Raw genomic sequence first — 19,682 nt, 5'->3', positions numbered from 1 at the left:
GATGGCGGAGGATTGATGGGAACGGCTCAGAGGCCGGATTTCATAGTGCAGAGCCGCCGACAAACACGTTCCGGACGGGGTTCGCGCCGAGGGTGTACGGCAGGTCACGCCAGTCGGGGCTGTGCAGGGTAAGGAAGTCGGCGCGCTGACCGGGTGCGAGGGCTCCCCGGTCGCTCAGGCCCAGGGCGGCGGCGGCGTTCACGGTGCTGGCCGTCAGCGCCTCGGCGGGCGTCAGGCGGCACAGGCGCACTGCCAGCGCCAGCGCCAGTTGCGTGCTGAACACAGGGGAAGATCCGGGATTCAGGTCGGTGCCCACAGCGACCGCCACGCCCGCGTCGATCAGGGCGCGGCCCGGCGCGGCGGGCAGGCCCAGGTGCAGGGTCACGCCGGGGAGGATGGTCGCCACGGTGTTCGACGCGGCCAGCGCGGCGATCTGCGCGGGACCACTGGCTTCCAAGTGATCCACGCTGAGGGCACCCAGTTCGCACGCCAGTTCCGTGCCGCCGATGGCGTGGAACTGATCGGCGTGCAGCTTCGTCTGGAGGCCATGTGCCTTCGCAGCCTGGAGGATGGCGCGGGTCTCGGCCACCGTGAACGCCTCGCACTCGGTGAACACGTCCACCGCCGTCGCCAGCCCCTCACGCGCCACACTGGGGATCAGGTCATGGCAGACCGCCTGCACGTACTCGGCGCGGCCCCCGGTGGGCGGCACGTGAATCAGCAGGGTCGGCACGAGTCCGAATTCAGACTGGAGCGCACGGACCGCCTGGAGCATCCGGCGTTCAGCGTCGAAATCCAGGCCGTACCCGCTCTTGACCTCGGTGGTCGTCGCTCCGGACGCGCGCAGGGCTTCAAGGCGTGGTCGGGCCAGGGTCACGAGTTCCTCGACGCTCGCCGCCCCGGTCGCCCGCATGGAGCTGCGGATGCCGCCGCCGCGCGCCAGGATCTCCTCGTACGGGACGCCCTGCACGCGCGCCTCGAAGTCCGCGAGACGATCCCCGGCCCACACGGCGTGCGTGTGCGGGTCGATCAATCCGGGGACGACCGCCACGCCACCCAGGTCATGCTCCTGCGCGGTGTCGGGTGCGTCGGCGCGCGGGCCGACCCAGCGGATCACACCGCCCGACACCAGCATGGCCGCATCGGAAACAACCGTCAGGTCGCGCATGGCCGCGCCGCGCTGCACACCCGGCGCAGGCGTGACGAGCTGGCTGATGTTCGTGAACAGCGTTTCTGTCACCACACGTAGTCCTCCTCACTGCCTGGATGCTCGACGTACCCACAGCACGGATCACGCGGGGAGTTGGAGAGGGGCGCGATCATCCAGGCGTCTCCACCCTCGCGCGGGTGGGCCTTGCGTGGATGGGTTCTGGCATGTTTCGCGCAGAACTTGGCGTACCCGTCCTCCCAGCACTCGCCCATGATGCACTGGTGGGTAGCCGGTTCGGCACACTCGCGGCACACCCAGTCGGGGCGGGCGTTGCGGGCCAGCAGCCGCACCGTCCTGTCCTCCGGCCAGGGCAACGTCAGCTCCGCCTCGACCTTCAGCACGCAGCGGGTGGTGGAACCCATGTCGTACTCGTACCGCAGGTCCGGCACGCCGTCCATGGCCTCCCGGACGGTCACGGTCAGCGGACGCTCAGGGTGCGCGCTGGGACTCAGGCGAGCACGGAGCGCCTCCCAGTCGTCGTCGGACATGACTGGGAAGTCGCTCCGCTCAGGTTCCTCTTCTACGTCTTCATCCCAGTATTCGGCATCCGACAGCCCTTCCGCATCGAAGTCGGCGTCCAGCTCGTCGTCTTCAAAGTCCTCGTCGGAATCGTTGCGGTACGTGATCGTCTCGTACTTCGTGGGACGTGACTCGAATTCACTCAGGTGCCCGCAGCATTCCATCCAGACTTCCCGCAGGAAGGCGTCCATGTCTTCGAGGGTGGTGTCGTCGCGCACGGCGACATGTAGCACGAATGGCGCGGCGGTGACCGACAGCCAGAGGCCCGGCCGCATGGCGGCAGTGTCGGGGGCCGTGAGCGTCGCCAGTTCCTTCTTCAGCTGGCGTTTGAGCTGGTTTCGCGGGTGCGCCACTCCGGTCAGGCGCGATTCGACGGGCGGCAGGACGGTACGGGGTCTGGTCATGGCCTGAAGATTCCAGATTCCTGCACGGCACACAGCGTCTCCATGATCAGTCGCGCGGTCAGCAGTTCGCTGCGGCCAGTGGGGTCGAGGTTCGGGGCGAGTTCCACCACGTCCAGTCCGACGATGGTGTTGTGTCGCGCGATTTCCGCCAGGATCGCCATGCCCTGCGCGTAGGTCAGGCCGTCCGGTTCGGGACTGCTCGTGCCGGGGATGACGCTGGGGTCGAAGGCGTCCACGTCCACACTGAGGTACACGTTCTTCCCGCGTGGCAGGCGGGCCAGCACGCCCGGCAGATCGCCCGCTACGTCCGTCATGGGGATCAGGGCGTGCCCCCGCGCGCGGGCCGCTGCAACCGCTTCCGGGTCGAAGCGCAGCCCACGCAGGCCAACCGTCGTGATGTGCACGAGGTTGAGCAGTTCCTCGCAGGCGCGGCGGAAAGGGCTGCTGTTGCTGTAGCGGGTGTCGTTGCGACTGTCCGTGAAGTCGAGGTGCGCGTCCAGCTGCACCACGTGCAGGTCCGGCACGCCCGCGAAGGCCCGCAGGATCGGGTACGTGACGCTGTGGTCGCCGCCCAGGAACACGGGCACGCTGCACCGGTCCCGCACATCCTCCGCCACCGCGCTGATCCGCTGCCGCGCCAGTTCCGGCTCCAGGCTGGGCAGCACCACGTCCCCCGCGTCCACGAAGGTCACGCCCGCCAGCCGCGTCACGCCGTCCAGGCCCGTGAAGGGCGGCACGCTGCGCAGACTCGCCTCCCGCAGCGCACGCGGCGCGAAGCGTGCGCCGGGGCGGAAGCCCAGCGCGATATCGAAAGGAATGCCCAGCACTGCCACGTCCGCTGTCCAGTCCCCCTCGGGCTGAACCATTGGAGCGCGGGCGAAGGTGGGAATCCCGCCGTAAGGAAGGTGGGTCATGGTTGCGCCTCACAGGTCGCGTTGCCGTCGGTGTCTTTGTCTGATACCTGTGACAGCGAAGGAAGGGCAAGATGGAGTTCAGCGGTGCGGCTGAGCTGGCCCGTCGTGGGGCTGTACCAGTTCACGTTCAGGCACAGGGTCTTCCCTGTCACGCGGCTGGCCCTGATGTCCTGATAGCTGACCTGCCGGAGTCCACCACTCAGGTTCCACAGGCGAATCGTGTTGGCGCCAGTTCCAAGCAGGTAACGGCCGTCTGCCGTCCATTGGACATCCAACACGGTGTCGTTCTTGAGCCGGTCGATACGTCCATCTGGGTGGACCAGAAACACGGCTGCGTCCCTGTACTTTGCCGCCAGGCTACCGGAGTAGTGGACGGCGGTGAACTGCCCGGAGCTGTTCTTCACGACTTTCTGCACGCCCCACCGCCAGGTGAAATCGGGATCAGGCTGTATGGGCACCTGCGGCCCTTTGACCACGACCACCTTGCCAGCCGGTGTCTTCACCTTGACCGCCAGTTGCGGATCGTAACCGAGTGGTGGTGGGTAGCCCAATGGGTACTGGGCCTGTGCCTGTCCGAGCAGAACCCCGAGGGCCAGCAGGTTGATTCTGGTCATGCGGCCATTGTCCACGTCAGCGGTGGTCTTCGATGCCCAGGCTGGGGAGGTCGAGGCCGCGTTCGCGGGCGACGTTCAGGGCGTGGTCGTAGCCGGCGTCGGCGTGGCGGATGACGCCCATACCTGGGTCGTTGGTGAGGGCGCGGGCCAGTTTCTGCGCGGCCTGTTCGGTGCCGTCGGCGACGATGACGAGGCCGCTGTGCTGCGAAAAGCCCAGGCCGACGCCGCCGCCGTGGTGGAAGCTCATCCAGCTGGCGCCGCTGGCGATGCCGACGCCGAAGTTCAGGAGGGGCCAGTCGCTGATGGCGTCGCTGCCGTCGAGCATGGCTTCCGTTTCGCGGTAGGGGCTGGCGACGCTGCCGGCGTCGAGGTGGTCGCGGCCGATGACGATGGGGGCTTTCAGGCGGCCGTCGGCGACCATCTCGTTGAAGAGGCGGGCGGCGCGGTCGCGTTCCCGGTACCCGAGCCAGCAGATGCGGGCGGGGAGGCCCTGGAAGGCGATCTGGTCGGCGGCGTATGTCAGCCAGGATTGCAGGCGTTCATCGTTGGGGAAGAGGTCCAGCAGCGCGCGGTCGGTGGCGCGGATGTCCTCGGGGTCGCCGCTGAGGGCCACCCAGCGGAAGGGGCCACGGCCCTCGCAGAAGGAGTCGCGGATGAACGCGGGCACGAAGCCGGGGTAGTCGAAGGCGTTCTCCACACCGGCTTCCTGCGCGCGGTGGCGGAGGTTGTTGCCGTAGTCGAACGCGACCGCGCCGCGTTTCTGGAGTTCGAGGATGGCGCGGACGTGCGCGGCCATCGCGTCGTAGGCCCGGCGCTTGTACTCGTCGGGGTGGTCGGTGCGCAGGCGGCTGGCGTCCTCGTCGGCGCTGACCGGGGGGAGGTAGCCCCACATGGGGTCGTGCGCGCTGGTCTGGTCCGTGATGAGGTCGGGGGTCCAGTTCATCGTCACGAGCTGCGGGACGAGGTCGGCGGCATTGCCCTGCACGCCGATGGACCGGGCGACCCCCTCGGCCTTGTATTTTTCCGCGCGGGCGATGGCGTCTTCCAGGCTCGTGGCGACCTCATCCAGATACCGGGTGTCGAGGCGTTTCTGGATGCGGGTGGGGTCGATCTCGATATTGATGCTGACGCCCCCGGCGAGTTTCACGGCCAGCGGTTGCGCGCCGCCCATACCGCCCAGTCCGGCCGTGACGGTGATGGTGCCTTTCAGGCTCCCGCCGAAGTGCTTGCGGGCCGCCCCGGCGAAGGTCTCGTAGGTGCCCTGGAGGATGCCCTGCGTGCCGATGTAGATCCAGCTTCCGGCGGTCATCTGGCCGTACATCATCAGGCCCGCCTGGTCGAGCTTGTCGAAGGTCTCCCAGTTCGCCCAGTGCGGCACGAGGTTGCTGTTAGCGAGCAGCACGCGCGGCGCCCACTCGTGGGTGCGCAGGACTGCGACGGGTTTGCCGGACTGGATCAGCAGCGTCTCGTCGTCCTCCAGGCGGTCGAGGGTCTCCACGATCCTGTGGAAGGCTTCCCAGCTCCGGGCGGCCTTGCCGCGCCCGCCGTACACGACCAGGGTGTCTGGGTGCTCGGCGACGTCCGGGTCGAGGTTGTTCATCAGCATGCGCTTGGCCGCCTCCTGAACCCAGCCCTTGGCGGTTTTCTGGGGGCCGCGTGGGGCGCGGATGACGGGGGCAGCTTCGGTGGGGGCGGGGTGCGTCATGGGGGGTCCTCCGGGGAGTGGGGGCTGTGAGCTGTGAGCAAGCAGCGACAGAAGTTTCTGCTTCGGTAAATCTCCTCAGAGCGCATAGCGCATAGCTCATAGCCCAGTTCTGTGCTGCCATCTTCCATCCGCCATCTGCCGCCCGCAATCGAGTTTTCCGGTCACGCCGGAAAGTAATCCGCCTCTCTTGCCACTGATTGACGCATGCGGCACTATGAATGAGTGAATACTCACTCGGATAAGGGCGAACGGGCGAAGCGGACCTCGCCCCGCCCGGCGGACGATCCCCAGCGTCGGGCAACGATCCTCCACGCGGCGCAGACCTGCTTCGCGCAGGACGGCTTTCACCGGACGACCATGCGCGCCGTCGCGCGGCAGGCGGGACTGGCCGAGGGCACCCTCTACCACCACTTCCGGGGCAAGGACGACCTGCTGCTGGGCCTGTTCGGCGCCCTGGGCGAGCAGGCGCGCGCGTCGCTCGATCCGGCGGCGCTGGCGGCCCTGAACCTGCGGGACTTCCTGCGGGCGTTCCTGGCCGCGCCCCTGGCGGCGCTGGCGCAGGACGAGGCGGGCCTGCTGCGCGTGATCCTGTCCGAGGGCCTGATCCGCCGCGACCTGGGCCGCGCGTTCGCCGACGGCCTGACCGGGACGGCGGCCTTGGGCGCGCAGGCGCTCGCCGAGAGGCCCGAACTGCGTGGCGTGGACACCGGCGAGCTGCTGCGCACCGGCCTGACGCTGGTGCTGGGCCACACGGTTCAGGGTGCGCTGTCGGGCGACCCTCTCCCCGACCCGCAGGTGACGGCGGCGCGTATGGCCGACGTGCTGCTGGCGCTGGTGGCGGCGGAGCGGGCGTGAGGGTCACGCTGATCGCGCTGGGCTCGCGCGGGGACGTGCAGCCGTACGTGGCGCTGGGGCTGGGATTGCGCCGGGCAGGGCACGCGGTGCGCCTCGCCTCGCACGAGGCGTTCCGGGCGCTCGTGACGGGCGCGGGGCTGGAGTTCGCCCCGATGCGCGGGGACGTGCAGGAGGTCGTGAACAGCCCCGAGATGCGCGCTGCGCTGGCGGGCGGGAACATGCTGGCGATCAACCGGGTGTCCGCGCGCGCCACGCAGCAGGGGGCGCTGCTGTGGGCCGAGGACGGCCTCGTGGCCGCGCGGGACGCCGACCTGCTCGTGGCGGGCATCGGAGGGATGAACGTCGCGCAGGCCCTCTCGGAGAAGCTGGGCGTGCCGCTCGTGGAGGCGCACGTGGTGCCGTTCCATCCCACGCGGGCGTTTCCGGGCGCGATCTTTCCGCCGGCCACCGCGCGGCTGGGCGGCTGGGCGAACCGCCTGTCGCACGTCCTGACGCGGCAGGTGATGTGGCAGATGTTCCGCTCGGCCGACTCCCGCGCGCGGCGCGAGGTGCTGGGCCTCTCCCCCGCCCCGCTGCCCGGCCCGCGCCCACTGCGGCCCCTGCCGACCCTGCACGGCATCAGCCCGGCGGTCCTGCCGCGCCCTGCCGACTGGGACGCGGCGCAGCACCTGACCGGTTACTGGTTCCTGCCGCAGGATGCCTGGACGCCGCCGCCCGCGCTGGAGGCGTTCCTGGCCGCCGGGCCGCCTCCGGTGTCCATCGGGTTCGGGAGCATGACCACCCCGGACCCGCAGGCGACGACCCGCGCGGTCGTGCGGGAGCTGGAGCGCAGCGGGCAGCGGGCGGTCCTCCTGAGCGGCTGGGGTGGCCTGAGCGCCGCTGACGTGCCGGACACAGTGTTCGTGACGGACAGCGTCCCGCACGACTGGCTGTTCCCGCGTGTGGCAGCCGTGGTGCATCACGGCGGGGCGGGCACGACGGCGGCGGGCCTCGCGGCAGGCGTGCCGAACGTGATCGTGCCGTTCTTCGGGGATCAGCCGTTCTGGGGCGACCGCGTGCAGAGGCTGGGCGTGGGGCCTGCCCCGGTGCCGCGCCGCGCCCTGAACGAGCGGACGCTGGCGGAGGCCCTGACGCGCACCGTCACAGACGCCGGGATGCGTGACCGGGCGGCAGCCCTGGGCACCCGCATCCGCGCGGAGGACGGGGTGACGCGGGCAGCGGAGGTGATCTCGGGGCTGAAGCTGTAGCCCCCGCACCTGTTTCCGGCCTGACCGGAATCGTGCCATGCTGCGCCCGTGCCTTCCTCTTCCCTACTGTCCGGCGCGGTGGATGTCCTGAGTGCCTTCGACGCGGATCACACCGAGTGGCGCCTGTCGGACCTGTCGCGGCAGCTCGGCGTGCCGACGAGCACCCTGCACGAGCAGCTGCTGGCGCTGTGCGAGACGGGTCTGCTGGCGCGGGTGGGGCGGGGCCGTTACCGGCTGGGGTGGCGGCTGCTGAAGTTGTCGAGTGCGCTGTACGGCAGCCTGCCGTGGTACGGCCCGGCGCACGCGGCGATGGAGCGGGTGGCACGCGGAACGCACTGTCTGGCGTTCCTGAGTGTGCTGGACGGGGGATCGGGGCGGGTGCTGTGCATCGCCCGGAGTGTGCAGGGCCGCGACGGGCCGCCCGTGGCGGGCGAACTGGAGTTCGAGTTGCCCGCGCACGCCTCGGCCAGCGGGAAGCTGCTGCTGGCGCTGGCCGGCCGTCCACTCCCGGTGGGCGCGGCGTTCACGGCGCACACGGTCACGGACAGGCGGGCATGGGCGGCGCAGGCGGCCGTGATCTGCCGCGACGGGTACGCGGTCACGGTGGACGAATGGGCGGCCGGCACGTCCGGTCTGGCCGTCCCGGTGCGCGGCGCGGACGGAACGGTGCTGGCGGCGCTGGGCGTGAGTCTGCCCACGCCTCGCCTGCGCGGGCGGGACGCGCCGCTGCGTTCGCTGCGGGACGCGGCGGACGCGGTCAGCTGGGAGCTGGGGTGGCGTCCGGAATGAGCGCGGCGGCCTGCGCGGTCAGCTGGGAGCTGGGGTGGCGTCCGGAATGAGCGCGGCGGCCTGCGCGGGCGGCAGCGGGCGGGACAGCAGGAAGCCCTGCGCGTGGTCGCAGCCCAGCCCGGTCAGGATCCGGCGCTGCTCCTCGGTCTCGATGCCCTCGACGGTGACGGTCATGTCGAGCGTCTGCGCCAGCTGGATCATGGCGGTCATCAGGGCCGTGACCCGTGGGGCGCGCGGGCCGGTCAGGGCGTTCGTGAAGGACCGGTCGATCTTCAGCTGGTCGAACGGCAGCGCCTGGAGCACGCTCAGGCTGCTGTAGCCGGTGCCGAAATCGTCGATGGCGATCTGCACGCCCAGCGCCTTGAGGTCCCGCATGTGCCGCTGGGCGCGTTCCAGGTCGTGCATGACCAGACTTTCCGTCACTTCCAGGATCAGGTGCCGGGGGTTCAGGCCGCTGCGCTTCAGGACGCCGCTCACGGTCTGCACGAAGTCCGGCAGCTCGAACTGCAGGGGGCTGACGTTCACGGACATGCACAGCCCGCGCCGCTCGAAGTCCCACGCGGCGGCCTGCGCGCACGCCTCGCGCAGCACCCACTCGCCGATGTTCAGGATGGCGCGGCTGTCCTCGGCCAGCGGAATGAACTGGCAGGGCGGGACGAGGCCGCGCGTGGGGTGCTCCCAGCGGACCAGCGCCTCGAAGCCCGCCAGCTGCCGGCCGCGCAGGTCGTGGCGGCCCTGGTAGTGCAGGCGCATCTCGCCGCGTTCGCAGGCGCCGCGCAGGTCGCGTTCCAGCTGCTGCCGCTCGCCGGGTTCGCCCATCTGCGCCTCGAAGTGCAGGACCTGATTGCCGCCGCTGCGTTTGACGCGGTACATGGCGAGGTCCGCGTGCTGTTGCAGCGCCCCGGCGTCCAGGCCGTCGGTGGGGGCCACGGCGCACCCGACGGACGCCGTGATGTTCACGCGCTGCCCGCCCAGCGTGAACGGGTGGGCCAGGGCGTCCGCGAGTTTCTGCGCGACCAGCGTGACGTCCTCGCGGGCGGCCACGCGCCGCAGCAGGACCGTGAACTCGTCGCCGCCCATGCGGCCCACCAGATCGGTGCCGCGCACGGCGTCCCCGAGGCGGCGGGCCACCTGTTGCAGCAGGTTGTCCCCGGCGGGGTGGCCCAGCGTGTCGTTCACCTGCTTGAAACGGTCCAAGTCGATGAAGATCAGCGCGGCCAGCTGCCCGTCCTCCAGGCTGCCCAGGGTGTCCTGCGTCACCTGATGAAAGTGCGCGCGGTTCGCCACGCCGGTCAGGGGGTCGTGCGTGGCGCGGTGCAGCAGCACCTGCTGCGTCTCCCGGAGGGCCTGGTTGGCCTGCGCGAGTTCCACGTTCCGCAGCCGCTCGATTTCCGCCTCGCGGTTCAGCAGTTCCAGGCGGATCTCGGCGGTCAGGAGTTGCGAGCGGGCGTCGACCTCGCGGGCGTGCATCTGGCGTTCCAGGTCGAAGTGCTCGCGGGCGACACTCAGGGCCTGCGCGTGGCGGCCCTGCTGCTCGAGCAGTTCGGCCAGGGCTTCCAGGGTCAGCGCCTCCTGCGGGCGGGTGCGGGCCTCGCGGCTGATGCGCAGGCTTTCACGCAGCAGCGGTTCGGCCTCGTCGGGGCGGTTCAGGCGCAGCAGGGCGCGCGCGGCCGTGACGCCCTGGCGGCACACGGCTTCCTGGTCCTGCCGGGCGCGGACGGCGCGCAGGTCGTCGAGCGCCACGCGCAGCGCCTCCTCGGGGCGGTCCTGGCGGAGCAGGGCGCGGCTCACGCATTCCTGCACGGTCGAGGTCCAGCGGGGCGGGCCGGCCGCGCGGATCACGTCCAGGTGTTCGGCGGCCAGGGTCAGGACTTCCTCGCTGCGGTGCAGGCGGTCGTGAATGGCGATCTGGTGGGTCATGGACGAGGCCAGCATCACCGGGGAGCGCAGCGCCTCGGCGATCTCCAGCGCCTGCCGGTGAAAGGCCAGCGCCTGCGTGACGTTCCCGGTGTCGTTGTACAGGCTGGCGAGGTTGTTCAGCGCCCGGAAGCTGCCCATGCGGTCCCCGGTGTCCTGCGTGATGCGCAGGCTGTGGAGGAACGCCTCGAGCGCCTGGTCGTACTGCCCGAGGCGGTCGTGGCCCAGGCCCAGGCCGTTCAGGGCGCGGGCCTCGGTCTGCGGGTCGCCCAGTTCGCGGGCCAGCGGCAGGCAGTGGCCGACCTGCACCAGCACTTCCGGCAGGTCACCGGTGTACAGCGAGCAGCCGGCCAGCAGCAGGTGCGCCTGCGCGCGGGCGGCCCGGTCGCCGCGCGCCTCGGCCTGCCGCAGCAGCGCCAGGATCTCGCCGTGCGAGCGTTCCGGCGTGTGGTACATCCCGGCTTCCAGGGCCTGCAACTGCTCCAGCAGCGTGCCGGTCGGGGTGGGAACGGGGGCGTCTGGCTGCGTCAAGCGGGAACCCTCCTGCCAACATGAACTCTGCCCCCACCCTAGGGGACGGCGCACCACAGAAACGTCACACCGCCGTGACCTTCAGGCGCCAAGTCGAAGCTCCCATCGCGGGAGTCCGGGAGAGCGCCGGAACCTCTCCACTTCTCAACTCCCGTTTCGACGTACTTTCTACTGTTACGCGCTGCGCGCGGTCTATCTACACGATGAACGCAGTGTCATACGGACTGCCGTTCGTTTCGCCAACAATCCGGGACTTCACCGCCCCTGCCGGCTCCACGTCCGGAACCCGCGTTGCTCCCACTCTGCGGGGCAGCTCTACGAGTCGCATCCGCTCGGACCCGGCGGGCTTTGCAGCCCATTCGATCGGAGTCCGTATTAGCCGTCCATCAGTTTGGGCAGCATCCGCACCCAGTTCACGTCGGGCCAGCGGTTCAGGAACGCCAACGCCTCGGGGCTCAGGGCCTGATCGAGTTCGATGGCCAGCAGCGCCTGCCCGCCGCGCGTCTCGCGGGTGCAGGTCAGGGTGGCGATGTTCACGCCGTCGGCGGCGATGGTGCTGGCGATGCGGGCGATCATGCCGACCGCGTCCGAGTAACGCAGCAGCGCGGTGGGGCTGGCGGCGCTGAAGTTCACGCCGAGGCCCTGCACCTGCGCGACCTGAATCACGCCGCCGCCCGTGCTGCTGCCCTGCACGGTCAGGGTGTGCGTGTCGCCCCGCACGGCGATGCGGGCGGTGTTCGGGTGCACGTCGCCCAGGTCGGCGTCGCGGAACTCGAAGGTCAGGCCGGCCGCCTGCGCCTGTGCAAAGGCGTGCGGGAGGCGCTGGTCGTCGGGGGCCATGCCGAGGAGTCCGGCGATCAGCGCGAGGTGCGTGCCGTGCCCGCGTCCGGTCTTGGCGAACGAGGCGTGCAGGTCGATGACCGCGCCGCGCGGCGCCTCGCCCAGCAGGTGGTGCGCGACCAGTCCCAGGCGGCACGCGCCGGCCGTGTGGCTGCTGCTGGGGCCGATCATGACAGGCCCGATCATGTCCAGGAGGCTCATGCGGTCAGTGTACGCGCGGCGGCGTTCAGGGCGTGCAGGCTGGTCCCGGCGTGCCGCAGGGCCGCGCGGGCCAGCGGGAGGCGCACGTGGGCGGGCGCGTGCGCGAACAGGCGCAACATGGTGCGCGCCAGCGGGCCGGGCGGGGTGCGCGGGTCCAGGAAGGCGTGCCAGCGGGCGGGCGGCAGCGCGAAGAACGCCTCGAAGAAGGCGGGCAGCGCCTGGGGCGGCAGGTTCAGCAGGGCCTGCACGCCCAGCAGGTGCACGGCGCGGGCGGCGCGGCGTTCCGGGGACCACAGGGCGTCCCAGCCGGCCTGCGCGGGGTCATGCCCGACGCGCAGCGCCCCGGCGACGGCGTCGGCCACGGCCGGAGCGTCCCGCAGCGCGCCCGCCACCTGAAAGCCGCTGATCGGGTGGACCAGCCCGGCGGCCGCCCCGAAGGCCAGCACGCCGTCCGGGGCGGGGGGCGCGGTGTTCATCGGGAACGACACCCACTCGTCGCTGAGCACCTCGCGCGCCGGGGTGCCCTGCGCGCGCAGGCGGGCGTGCAGGCGGGCCTCCAGGTCCTGGCGGGTGGGGGCGGGCCGGGCGATCAGGCTGGTTTCCTCCACGAAGTAGCGGTCGCCGCCCAGGTGCATGGCGTACAGGAACGTCGCGCCGCCGTGCCGGTCGGGGTGCGGGGCGTGCGGGGCGCGGTAGTCCATCCACACGGCCGCGCCGGGCGCGCTGGGCGGCCGGTCGAAGGTCGCCACGATGCCGTACGCGGTCTGGAGGGCCGCGCCGTCCGGGTGGCGGTCCGGTTGCCGCAGCAGCGCGGGCCGGTGACCGCTGGCGTCGATGACCACGCGGGCCTCCCAGCGGGCGGGCTGCCCGTCCTGGGTGCCCTGCACGGTCCAGCCGCCGGCCGCGCGTGTGGCCCCGCTCACCCGTGCGGCCGTGAGGGTCAGCCCCGGCCCGGCCCGGCCCAGCAGCGCCGCGCGCAGGGCCGCGTTGTCCAGCAGGGTGTACGGGCGCAGCAGCGGCGTGGGCTGCGGTCCGGTCTGCACGCGCACGTCCGCCCAGGTGTGCGCCGCGCAGGCCTGCGCCCAGCCGGGCAGGTCGTCGTGCCACGCGCCGTACGTGGCGGGGAACGGGGCGTGCGGGTGGGGGTCGGTCACGCGGACGCTCAGGCCGCGCGCGCTCAGTTCGGCGGCCAGGGCCAGCCCGGCGGGACCAGCCCCGACGATCAGGGCGTCCGTGGGCGGCCCGGACAGGAGGGAAGCGTCGGCGGTCATCTGGCCCGCAGGCTAGCGCGGCGCGGCCCGGCAGGAGTGTGCGCCCGCACCCGCCCACCCGGCAGAGCGGGCCAGATGGCGGCGGACAATCCTCAAGGGCCTCTAAGGGCCGAGTGTGCACCGGCACGCAGCCGACCGCGCGGGCGGCGTTCTAGCCTGCCCGCATGACCCGCCTCTCTTCCCGCCGTCCCGCCGCCGTCCGCCGCCTGCTCCTCGGAGCCGGGGCGCTGGCCCTGGGGCTGTCCCTGGCCGCCTGCTCACGCGACGGCGCGCAGGGCTTCCTGAACAACCTGACCAGCACCGGTGGCCTGAAGGTGCAGCGCGACGTGTCGTACGGCCCGGACGCCCGCAACGTCATGGACATCTACGCGCCGCAGGACGCGGCGGGCGCGCCGGTCGTGCTGTTCATCCACGGCGGTTCCTGGCAGGGCGGCGACAAGGACGGCCACAAGTTCGTCGGGGAGTCCCTGGCCCGCGCCGGGTACGTCACGGGCGTCATGAGTTACCGTCTGGCGCCGCAGAACGTGTACCCGTCGTACGTGCAGGACGCCGCGCAGGCACTGAAGGTACTGCGGGCCGAGGCCAAGGCCTTCGGCGGGAACCCCGACAACCTGTTCGTGATGGGCCACTCGGCCGGGGGATTCAACGCCGTCGAGATGGTCGTGAACGCCCGCTGGCTGGCCGAGGCGAACGTGCCGGTCGGCAGCATCCGGGGCGTGATCGGCGTGGCCGGGCCGTACTCCTTCGATTTCCGGTCGTTCCAGTCGGCGGTCGCGTTCCCGAAGGGGGCCACGCCGGACGAGGTCATGCCGGACCGCCACGTCCGCGCCGACGCGCCCCCGCACCTGCTGCTGGTCGCGCAGAACGACGACACGGTCGAGGCGTACAACGGCGTGAACATGGAACGCGCCCTGCGCGCAGCGGGCGTGCCGGTGGAACTGAAGGTGCTGCCGCGCGTGGGGCACATCACGATCATCGCGGCGATGGCCCGCCCGCTGACGTTCCTGGGCGACACGCGCCCGCAGGTCCTTAACTTCATCGAGCAGCGCCGCCTGAAGTAACGCCGCCTGAAGTAACGCCGCCTGAAGTAATACGGACTCCGATTGAATGGGCTGCAAGGCCCGTTCAATCCGAGCGGATGCGACTCGGAGAGCTGCTCCGCAGAGCAGGAGAGCAACGGGTTCCGGACGTGGAGCCGGCAATCCGGTGAAGTTCCGGATTGTTGGCGAAACAGACGGCAGTCCGTATAAGGCCAGAGCAGGCGGAGGCAGGGCGATGCGGCCGGAGCGGTAGATTGGGCGCATGGTCCGCCCTGCCCTGCTCCTCGTTGCCCTGGCGTGTGCGCCGCTGCTGGGCGGCTGCCGTTACGCGTTCGTGCCGCTGATTCCCGCGCAGGTGAACGTGGACCTGCCCGCGCGCCTCACGAACGCCACCCTGACCCGCCAGGGGGACGCGCTGCGCGTCACCGCCCAGGTGGACGGCCGTTTCGAGCCGGGGTTCCTGACGGTCCGCTGGTTCGACGGGAGCCGCGACCTGGGCAGCGACAGCGTGTACCTGGACGACCGGCAGCGCGCCGCGACCTTCACGCTGGAGGCGCCCGCGCGCGGCACCTACCGCGCCGTGCTGTCGTTCGGCGGCGCGGTCCTGCGGCAGGTCGAACTGTACGAGGTGGCGCCGTGAGCACCGCAGACGGCAACTGGTCGGGCGTGGTCGAGTGGACCGCCGGCACCCGCGAGCGGTTCGTGTGGCGCGGCGCGGCGCTGGAACCGCTGCGTACCGAACGCTGGAACGCGCCCGTCAATTACGGCTGCCTGCCCGGCACCCTGAACCCCGCCGACGACGCCGAGGTGGACGCCGTGTGGCTGGGCGCGCCGCTCCCGGTCGGCACGCAGCTGACCCTCCCGCCGGCCGGGCTGCTGCACCTGGAGGACGGGGATCACAAGGTCATCTTCGCCGGGCCGGACGGCACGCCGGACCCGGCGGCCGTGCAGGCGCTGCTGGACTGGTTCCCGCCGGAACGCGGCGCGCGGCTGCTGGGGCCGCAGCAGGCGGCTGCGTGGCTGGCCGGGCTGGCCGGCCCGCTGACCGGAGGCTGAGCGGCCGGAAGGTTGGGCGTCCGGCAGGCTGGGCGGTCAGGAGCGGGGCGGGGTGTCTCCCAGGGACGGGGCGAGCGGCGCGGGCACCCAGTCGCGCGTCAGGTCCAGCAGGCGGCGCGTGACCCAGCCCATCGCGTCGCTGCGCGGGTACGACACGGCGCTGTGGTCCTCGAGGGCCGACACGAAACGTTCCAGGCCGGTGCGGGTGCCGTCCAGGCGGGTGTTCGGCGTCAGTTCGAACAGGTAGTTCACGGGGAAACCGGTCGTCGCGGAGCGGGCGGGCAGGCGTTTGCTCTGCACCTCCAGGTTCAGTTTCACGTTCGGCCAGACCACGTCCTTGATGTTCAGGGAGCGGCCCGCCACGCGGATCACGTCGCAGGCTTCCAGCGGGGACGGCTCGCTGGGCTGCGCGCGCAGCAGGCCCGCGAAGTCACCGTGCCAGCCCAGGCAGATGCTGTCCAGGTCCACCTGCACGTCGAAGCTCACGGACGGGTTGGCGCGGGTCAGGTGGTGCAGCCACACCGCGCCCTGCGAGTGGCCCACCAGCACCAGCCGGGGCGGTCGGGGGGCGCTCAGCCAGGGTTTCAGGGCGTTCAGGTCGTCCTGCAGGGCCGCGTAGCCGCGCTGCGGGATGTTCAGGGCGGAGGGCGTGAACGTGGAGGCCGGGTGGCTGGCGTACCCGCGCGCCTGCACGCTCAGACCGCGCGAGGTGAACACATCTGCCAGGGCGTCCAGGGTGCCGCGCGACCCCAGGTAATCCCAGTTGTCGCGGGGCGCGGCGCACGACGGCGCGCAGCGGCCCGACACGCCCAGCACCACCACGTCCGGCGCGGGGCCGCCCGGATCCAGCGGGGGCGTGCGGGTCGCCTGCGGGGACAGGCGCGGCGCGCAGCCCAGCAGCGCGGGCAGCAGCAGCGCCAGCAGCGGGGCGGCCCGGGCCGGGCTGGGGGAACGGTTCGTCGGCAGCAGGGGGTGGAACGGGACGCGCATTCGAACCCCCAGTGTAGAGCAGTTCCCGGTGTGCCCGCTCCGGCCGCCGGGTCCTGTGGCTGGGTCAGGTCAGTGGGCCAATCAGGGGGTCGGGTCGGTGGGTCGCTGCGCCCGGTACAGTTTCGCGGGGCGGCCCGCCTGCCCGTACTGGTGGTCCAGCTGCGCGCGGCCGCTGCGTACGAGGTGTTCCAGGTAGCGCCACGCGGTCACGCGGCTCAGGTGGACCTGCTCGCCGATCTCCTCGGCGCTGATCGGCTGCGCGGCGTCCGCGAGGGCCTGCGCGACCCGGTCCAGGGTGTGCGGGTCGATGCCGCGCGGCAGGGCGGCCGGCAGGCCACTGACGCCCAGCAGCCGGTCCAGGCGGCCCTGGTCGAGGCGGGCGTCGGCCGGGCCGGACTGGCGGCGGGCGCGGTGCCGGGCCAGCAGTTCCTGAAGCCGCGCGCCGGTGAACGGTTTGATCAGGTAGTCGAACGCGCCGTGCGCGAGCGCGAGGCGCACGCTGGCCTCGTCGTCGGCGGCGGTGATCAGGGCGACGTCGGTGGTCAGGCCGTGGGCGCGCCAGTGACGCAGCAGGCCCAGGCCGCTGCCGTCGGGCAGGTGGACGTCCAGCAGAATCAGGTCCGGGGTCAGGGCGCGGGCCAGGGCGTCCCCCTGCGCGCAGGTGGCGGCGCTGCCGACCACATGCACGTCCGGGTCGCGTTCCAGCAGGTCGCGGTTCACGCGGGCAACGCGCAGGTCGTCCTCGACCAGCAGCACCCGGACCGGCAGGGCGGGCGTCACGGGGCGCTCCGGACGCCGGGCTCGCCGGGAACGGGCAGGGCGGCCGGCGCGGGCGCCGGGAGGCTCAGCTGGAAGACGGTGCGGCCGTCGCGGCGGGTGTGGCGCAGCTGCCCGCCGAGCGCCTGCACGCGGCCCATGACGCCGTGCAGGCCGTAGCCGCGGCCCTCGCCCTTGCTGCTCGCGCCGCGGGTGTACAGCGCGCCGCTCAGGTCGGCGGGCACGCCGGGGCCGCTGTCCTCGACCTCGATCTGCATGCCTTCCGGGTCCTCGCCGATCAGGACCGTGACCTGACCGGGCTGCCCGGCCAGCGCCTCGAAAGCGTTCTGGGTGAGGTTCCCGACGGCGCTGACCAGCGTGTCGGCGTGCCGTTCCCACTGCGGGCCGAGGCTGCTGCCCTCGGTGACGCTGAAGTCGATGCCGAGTTCCTGCGCCCGCTCGCGTTTCCCAGCCAGCAGCGCGACCAGGCGGGGCACCTGCACGTCGCGCAGCAGCTGCCGGAACTGCGCGTCGGCGTGAATCTCGGCGTTCAGGACGCGCAGGGCCTCGTCGCCGCGCCCGAGTTGCAGCAGGCCCGACAGGACGTGCAGGCGGTTCTGGTACTCGTGCGTCTGGGCGCGCAGGACGTCCACGAAACCGCGGGCGTGCGTGAGTTCCTCGGCCAGCGCCAGCGCCTCGGCCCGGTCGCGGAACACGGCCACGAATCCGCCCCCGTCGAGCGGTTCGAGGTTCACGAGGACCGGCTGGCCGCGCAGGGTCAGTTCGAGGTTCTGGTGGCGGGCCGGCGCGGCGGGCGCGGCGACCCGCGCGAGTTCCGGCCACAGGTCCGTCAGGGCGGCGGGCGCGGCGCGGTCCCCGAGCAGCCGGGCGGCGCGGGCGCTGGTCAGCGTGACCTGCCCGGCGCGGTCCACGGCCAGCACGCCCTCGCGCAGCGCGGCCAGCACCGCCCGCTGCTGCCGGGCGAGCGCGGCGATCTGTTCGGGTTCCAGGTTCAGGATCTCGGCCCGCAGCCGCCGCGCGGCCCACACGGCGCCCACCGTGCCGAGCGCCAGGGCCAGCACGAACCAGGGCAGCAGGCTGACCAGCGCGCGGCCCACCAGCTGCCACACCTGCGGCATCAGGTAGCCGGTGCTCACGACGCCCACCACCGTCCCGCCGTTCCGGCCGTCCCGCCAGACCGGGACCTTGCCGCGCACGCTCAGGCCCAGGCTGCCGCGCGCGACGCTCACGACCTCCCGCCCGGCCAGGGGCGCGGCGTTGTCGCCACCTTCCATCGGGAGGCCCAGCCGTTCCGGCAGCGGGTGGGCCAGCCGCACCCCGGCGCGGTTGCCTACCACCACGAAGTCCGCGCCCGCTTCGCGGCGCAGGTCGTTCACGCGGGCGTTCAGTTCCGGGTTCTGCACGCCGGCCTCCGCGCCCTGCGTGACGACCGGCAGGCGGGCCACGATGCGGCTGGCGGTCAGGGCGCGCTCCCCGAGTCGCGCGCGGGCCTCGCCGTACAGGTGCGCGGTCTGCACGGCGACGAGCAGGGTGGTCATGCCGCACAGCACCAGCAGGTGCAGTCGCACGAGTCGGCCCTGCAGGTCGGGGCGGCGGGAGAGCGCAGTCATGGGTATCGCCCCTGATTCTAGGCGGCGGCGACCGGCGCGCCACGTTACGTTCATTGAGTTCACACCTGTGCGTTGCGTGCGCGCCAGCAGGCGTGCTGCACGCAATAAATCCCTTGCGGCGGGCCGGGCACGGGAGTAGGGTGGCCGGGTACTGACAACCCAGACCGGCTGCCCGTCCGAGCGGCAGCCCACCCCCGGAGGTTCACCATGAACGTGAAAACTGCTGCCCTTGCCCTGTCGGCCCTGCTGAGTACGGCCGCCCCTGCCGCCGCGCAGAACCTGAACCTGCGCGTCATGGCGCCCGCCAGTCCCGGCGGCGGCTGGGACCAGACCAGCCGCGCCATCCAGACCGTCATGCAGGACGAGGGCATCGCCAAGCCCGTGCAGGTGTTCAACGTGCCCGGCGCCGGCGGCACCATCGGGCTGGCGCAGCTGTACAACAGCAAGGGCGACGGCAACCTGCTGATGACCATGGGCCTCGTGATGGTCGGCGCGATCCAGACGAACTCCTCGAAGGTGGACCTGAGCCGCGTGACGCCCATCGCCCGCCTGACCGGCGAGTACGAGGTCATCGTGGTGCCCGCCAGCAGCCCCTACAAGACGCTGGGTGACCTGGCCACGGCCTGGAAGGCGAACAACGCCCTGGCCTTTGCGGGCGGCAGCGCCGGCGGCACCGACCACATGCTGGTCGGCCTGTTCGCCAAGGCGGCCGGCGTGGACACCAAGAAGATGAACTACGTGCCGTTCAGCGGCGGCGGCGAGACGCTGGCGGCCGTGCTGGGCAACCAGGTCGCGGCGGGCGTCGCCGGGTACGGCGAGTTCGAGGCGCAGATCAAGGCCGGGAAGCTCCGCGCCCTGGGCATCAGCGCGCCCAGGGCGCAGGCCGGCATTCCGGTGCCCACCATGAAATCGCAGGGCTTCAACGTGGACCTCGCCAACTGGCGCGGCATCGTCGCCCCGCCCGGCATCAGTGGCAGCCAGAAGGCCACGCTGGTGGCCGCCATGGACAAACTTCACGCCAGCAAGGCCTGGAAGGACACCCTCAAGACCCGCAACTGGACGGACCTGTACATGAGCGGCAGCAAGTTCGACGTGTTCCTGAAACTCGAAGCGGTCCGCACCCGCGAGATCCTCAAGGACATCGGGCTCGTCAAGTAATCCCGACAGTTTCGGCAGTCCGGGCGGCGGCGAG

At 71.9% G+C, this 19,682-nt stretch carries 18 protein-coding genes; 7 read left to right on the top strand and 11 right to left on the bottom strand.

Annotated features, from left to right (window positions below):
- Positions 1-40: 40 nt before the first annotated feature.
- The 5 genes from hutI to hutU are packed head-to-tail and all read right to left on the bottom strand — an operon-like array spanning position 41 to position 5,366.
- Positions 41-1,240: an imidazolonepropionase gene (hutI, locus tag CBQ26_RS04785; protein WP_088247905.1), complete on the bottom strand. Its 1,200-nt coding sequence runs from the start codon at positions 1,238-1,240 to the stop codon at positions 41-43.
- Entirely contained in the window at positions 1,237-2,133 is an 897-nt protein-coding gene (locus tag CBQ26_RS04780) for a hypothetical protein (RefSeq protein ID WP_088247409.1), read from the bottom strand. The genes hutI and CBQ26_RS04780 overlap by 4 nt, the downstream gene beginning before the upstream one ends.
- Entirely contained in the window at positions 2,130-3,047 is a 918-nt protein-coding gene (locus CBQ26_RS04775) for an arginase family protein (RefSeq protein WP_088247408.1), read from the bottom strand. The genes CBQ26_RS04780 and CBQ26_RS04775 overlap by 4 nt, the downstream gene beginning before the upstream one ends.
- A complete protein-coding gene (locus CBQ26_RS04770; protein ID WP_088247407.1) occupies positions 3,044-3,661 on the bottom strand; it encodes a hypothetical protein in 618 nt (205 codons plus the stop codon). Before CBQ26_RS04770 ends, CBQ26_RS04775 begins: the two co-directional genes overlap by 4 nt.
- A gap of 16 nt (positions 3,662-3,677) precedes the next feature.
- Positions 3,678-5,366, bottom strand: coding sequence for a urocanate hydratase (gene hutU / locus CBQ26_RS04765; RefSeq protein WP_088247406.1), 1,689 nt, complete (start codon positions 5,364-5,366; stop codon positions 3,678-3,680).
- 222 nt (positions 5,367-5,588) lie between these two features.
- Between hutU and CBQ26_RS04760 the strand changes: the two genes are divergently transcribed.
- The 3 genes from CBQ26_RS04760 to CBQ26_RS04750 are packed head-to-tail and all read left to right on the top strand — an operon-like array spanning position 5,589 to position 8,257.
- Positions 5,589-6,221 (top strand): TetR/AcrR family transcriptional regulator, encoded by a 633-nt coding sequence (locus CBQ26_RS04760; RefSeq protein WP_088247405.1) that lies wholly within the window; start codon positions 5,589-5,591, stop codon positions 6,219-6,221.
- Positions 6,218-7,468 (top strand): glycosyltransferase, encoded by a 1,251-nt coding sequence (locus CBQ26_RS04755; RefSeq protein WP_088247404.1) that lies wholly within the window; start codon positions 6,218-6,220, stop codon positions 7,466-7,468. The genes CBQ26_RS04760 and CBQ26_RS04755 overlap by 4 nt, the downstream gene beginning before the upstream one ends.
- 48 nt (positions 7,469-7,516) lie before the next feature.
- Positions 7,517-8,257, top strand: a complete 741-nt coding sequence (locus tag CBQ26_RS04750) for an IclR family transcriptional regulator (RefSeq protein ID WP_088247403.1) — start codon at positions 7,517-7,519, stop codon at positions 8,255-8,257.
- Positions 8,258-8,275: 18 nt separating this feature from the next.
- On the opposite strand, the gene CBQ26_RS04745 is transcribed toward CBQ26_RS04750, so the two are convergent.
- The 3 genes from CBQ26_RS04745 to CBQ26_RS04735 form a co-directional block, all read right to left on the bottom strand.
- Positions 8,276-10,705 carry an EAL domain-containing protein gene (locus CBQ26_RS04745; RefSeq protein WP_088247402.1) on the bottom strand — a complete coding sequence of 810 codons (2,430 nt, stop codon included), beginning with the start codon at positions 10,703-10,705 and terminating at the stop codon, positions 8,276-8,278.
- Between the two features lie 375 nt (positions 10,706-11,080).
- A complete protein-coding gene (sdaAB, locus tag CBQ26_RS04740) occupies positions 11,081-11,746 on the bottom strand; it encodes an L-serine ammonia-lyase, iron-sulfur-dependent subunit beta (RefSeq protein ID WP_088247401.1) in 666 nt (221 codons plus the stop codon).
- Complete coding sequence (locus tag CBQ26_RS04735; RefSeq protein WP_088247400.1) at positions 11,743-13,017, bottom strand: lycopene cyclase family protein; 1,275 nt, start codon at positions 13,015-13,017, stop codon at positions 11,743-11,745. The genes sdaAB and CBQ26_RS04735 overlap by 4 nt, the downstream gene beginning before the upstream one ends.
- A gap of 164 nt (positions 13,018-13,181) precedes the next feature.
- Here CBQ26_RS04735 and CBQ26_RS04730 point away from each other — a divergent pair, with 164 nt between their 5' ends.
- From CBQ26_RS04730 to CBQ26_RS04720, 3 genes are all read left to right on the top strand, one after another.
- Complete coding sequence (locus tag CBQ26_RS04730) at positions 13,182-14,078, top strand: alpha/beta hydrolase (RefSeq protein WP_088247399.1); 897 nt, start codon at positions 13,182-13,184, stop codon at positions 14,076-14,078.
- A 241-nt stretch (positions 14,079-14,319) separates the two neighbouring features.
- The gene (locus CBQ26_RS04725) at positions 14,320-14,697 is read left to right on the top strand and encodes a hypothetical protein (protein WP_088247398.1); all 378 of its coding nucleotides are present in this window, start codon (positions 14,320-14,322) and stop codon (positions 14,695-14,697) included.
- Positions 14,694-15,113, top strand: coding sequence for an inorganic diphosphatase (locus CBQ26_RS04720; RefSeq protein WP_088247397.1), 420 nt, complete (start codon positions 14,694-14,696; stop codon positions 15,111-15,113). Before CBQ26_RS04725 ends, CBQ26_RS04720 begins: the two co-directional genes overlap by 4 nt.
- 36 nt (positions 15,114-15,149) lie before the next feature.
- On the opposite strand, the gene CBQ26_RS04715 is transcribed toward CBQ26_RS04720, so the two are convergent.
- The 3 genes from CBQ26_RS04715 to CBQ26_RS04705 all read right to left on the bottom strand — a co-directional run bounded on the left by CBQ26_RS04715 (position 15,150) and on the right by CBQ26_RS04705 (position 18,490).
- Positions 15,150-16,103 (bottom strand): lipase family protein, encoded by a 954-nt coding sequence (locus CBQ26_RS04715; RefSeq protein ID WP_229844233.1) that lies wholly within the window; start codon positions 16,101-16,103, stop codon positions 15,150-15,152.
- An 81-nt stretch (positions 16,104-16,184) separates the two neighbouring features.
- Complete coding sequence (locus CBQ26_RS04710) at positions 16,185-16,883, bottom strand: response regulator (RefSeq protein ID WP_229844234.1); 699 nt, start codon at positions 16,881-16,883, stop codon at positions 16,185-16,187.
- Positions 16,880-18,490, bottom strand: coding sequence for an ATP-binding protein (locus CBQ26_RS04705; protein ID WP_088247396.1), 1,611 nt, complete (start codon positions 18,488-18,490; stop codon positions 16,880-16,882). Before CBQ26_RS04705 ends, CBQ26_RS04710 begins: the two co-directional genes overlap by 4 nt.
- A gap of 207 nt (positions 18,491-18,697) precedes the next feature.
- Between CBQ26_RS04705 and CBQ26_RS04700 the strand changes: the two genes are divergently transcribed.
- The gene (locus CBQ26_RS04700; protein ID WP_088247395.1) at positions 18,698-19,648 is read left to right on the top strand and encodes a Bug family tripartite tricarboxylate transporter substrate binding protein; all 951 of its coding nucleotides are present in this window, start codon (positions 18,698-18,700) and stop codon (positions 19,646-19,648) included.
- The last annotated feature ends 34 nt before the right edge of the window (positions 19,649-19,682 follow it).

Source organism: Deinococcus indicus (assembly GCF_002198095.1).
Lineage (GTDB): Bacteria > Deinococcota > Deinococci > Deinococcales > Deinococcaceae > Deinococcus > Deinococcus caeni.
This window is presented reverse-complemented; position numbering and strand designations above follow the sequence as displayed.

What these genes read in the sequence shown, in the direction of transcription:
- CBQ26_RS04780 (WP_088247409.1), bottom strand. Translation starts at nt 2,133, where the DNA reads ATGACCAGACCCCGTACCGTCCTGCCGCCCGTCGAATCGCGCCTGACC.
- CBQ26_RS04775 (WP_088247408.1), bottom strand. Translation starts at nt 3,047, where the DNA reads ATGACCCACCTTCCTTACGGCGGGATTCCCACCTTCGCCCGCGCTCCA.
- CBQ26_RS04770 (WP_088247407.1), bottom strand. Translation starts at nt 3,661, where the DNA reads ATGACCAGAATCAACCTGCTGGCCCTCGGGGTTCTGCTCGGACAGGCA.
- hutU (WP_088247406.1), bottom strand. Translation starts at nt 5,366, where the DNA reads ATGACGCACCCCGCCCCCACCGAAGCTGCCCCCGTCATCCGCGCCCCA.
- sdaAB (WP_088247401.1), bottom strand. Translation starts at nt 11,746, where the DNA reads ATGAGCCTCCTGGACATGATCGGGCCTGTCATGATCGGCCCCAGCAGC.
- CBQ26_RS04735 (WP_088247400.1), bottom strand. Translation starts at nt 13,017, where the DNA reads ATGACCGCCGACGCTTCCCTCCTGTCCGGGCCGCCCACGGACGCCCTG.
- CBQ26_RS04730 (WP_088247399.1), top strand. Translation starts at nt 13,182, where the DNA reads ATGACCCGCCTCTCTTCCCGCCGTCCCGCCGCCGTCCGCCGCCTGCTC.
- CBQ26_RS04725 (WP_088247398.1), top strand. Translation starts at nt 14,320, where the DNA reads ATGGTCCGCCCTGCCCTGCTCCTCGTTGCCCTGGCGTGTGCGCCGCTG.
- CBQ26_RS04715 (WP_229844233.1), bottom strand. Translation starts at nt 16,103, where the DNA reads ATGCGCGTCCCGTTCCACCCCCTGCTGCCGACGAACCGTTCCCCCAGC.
- CBQ26_RS04705 (WP_088247396.1), bottom strand. Translation starts at nt 18,490, where the DNA reads ATGACTGCGCTCTCCCGCCGCCCCGACCTGCAGGGCCGACTCGTGCGA.
- CBQ26_RS04700 (WP_088247395.1), top strand. Translation starts at nt 18,698, where the DNA reads ATGAACGTGAAAACTGCTGCCCTTGCCCTGTCGGCCCTGCTGAGTACG.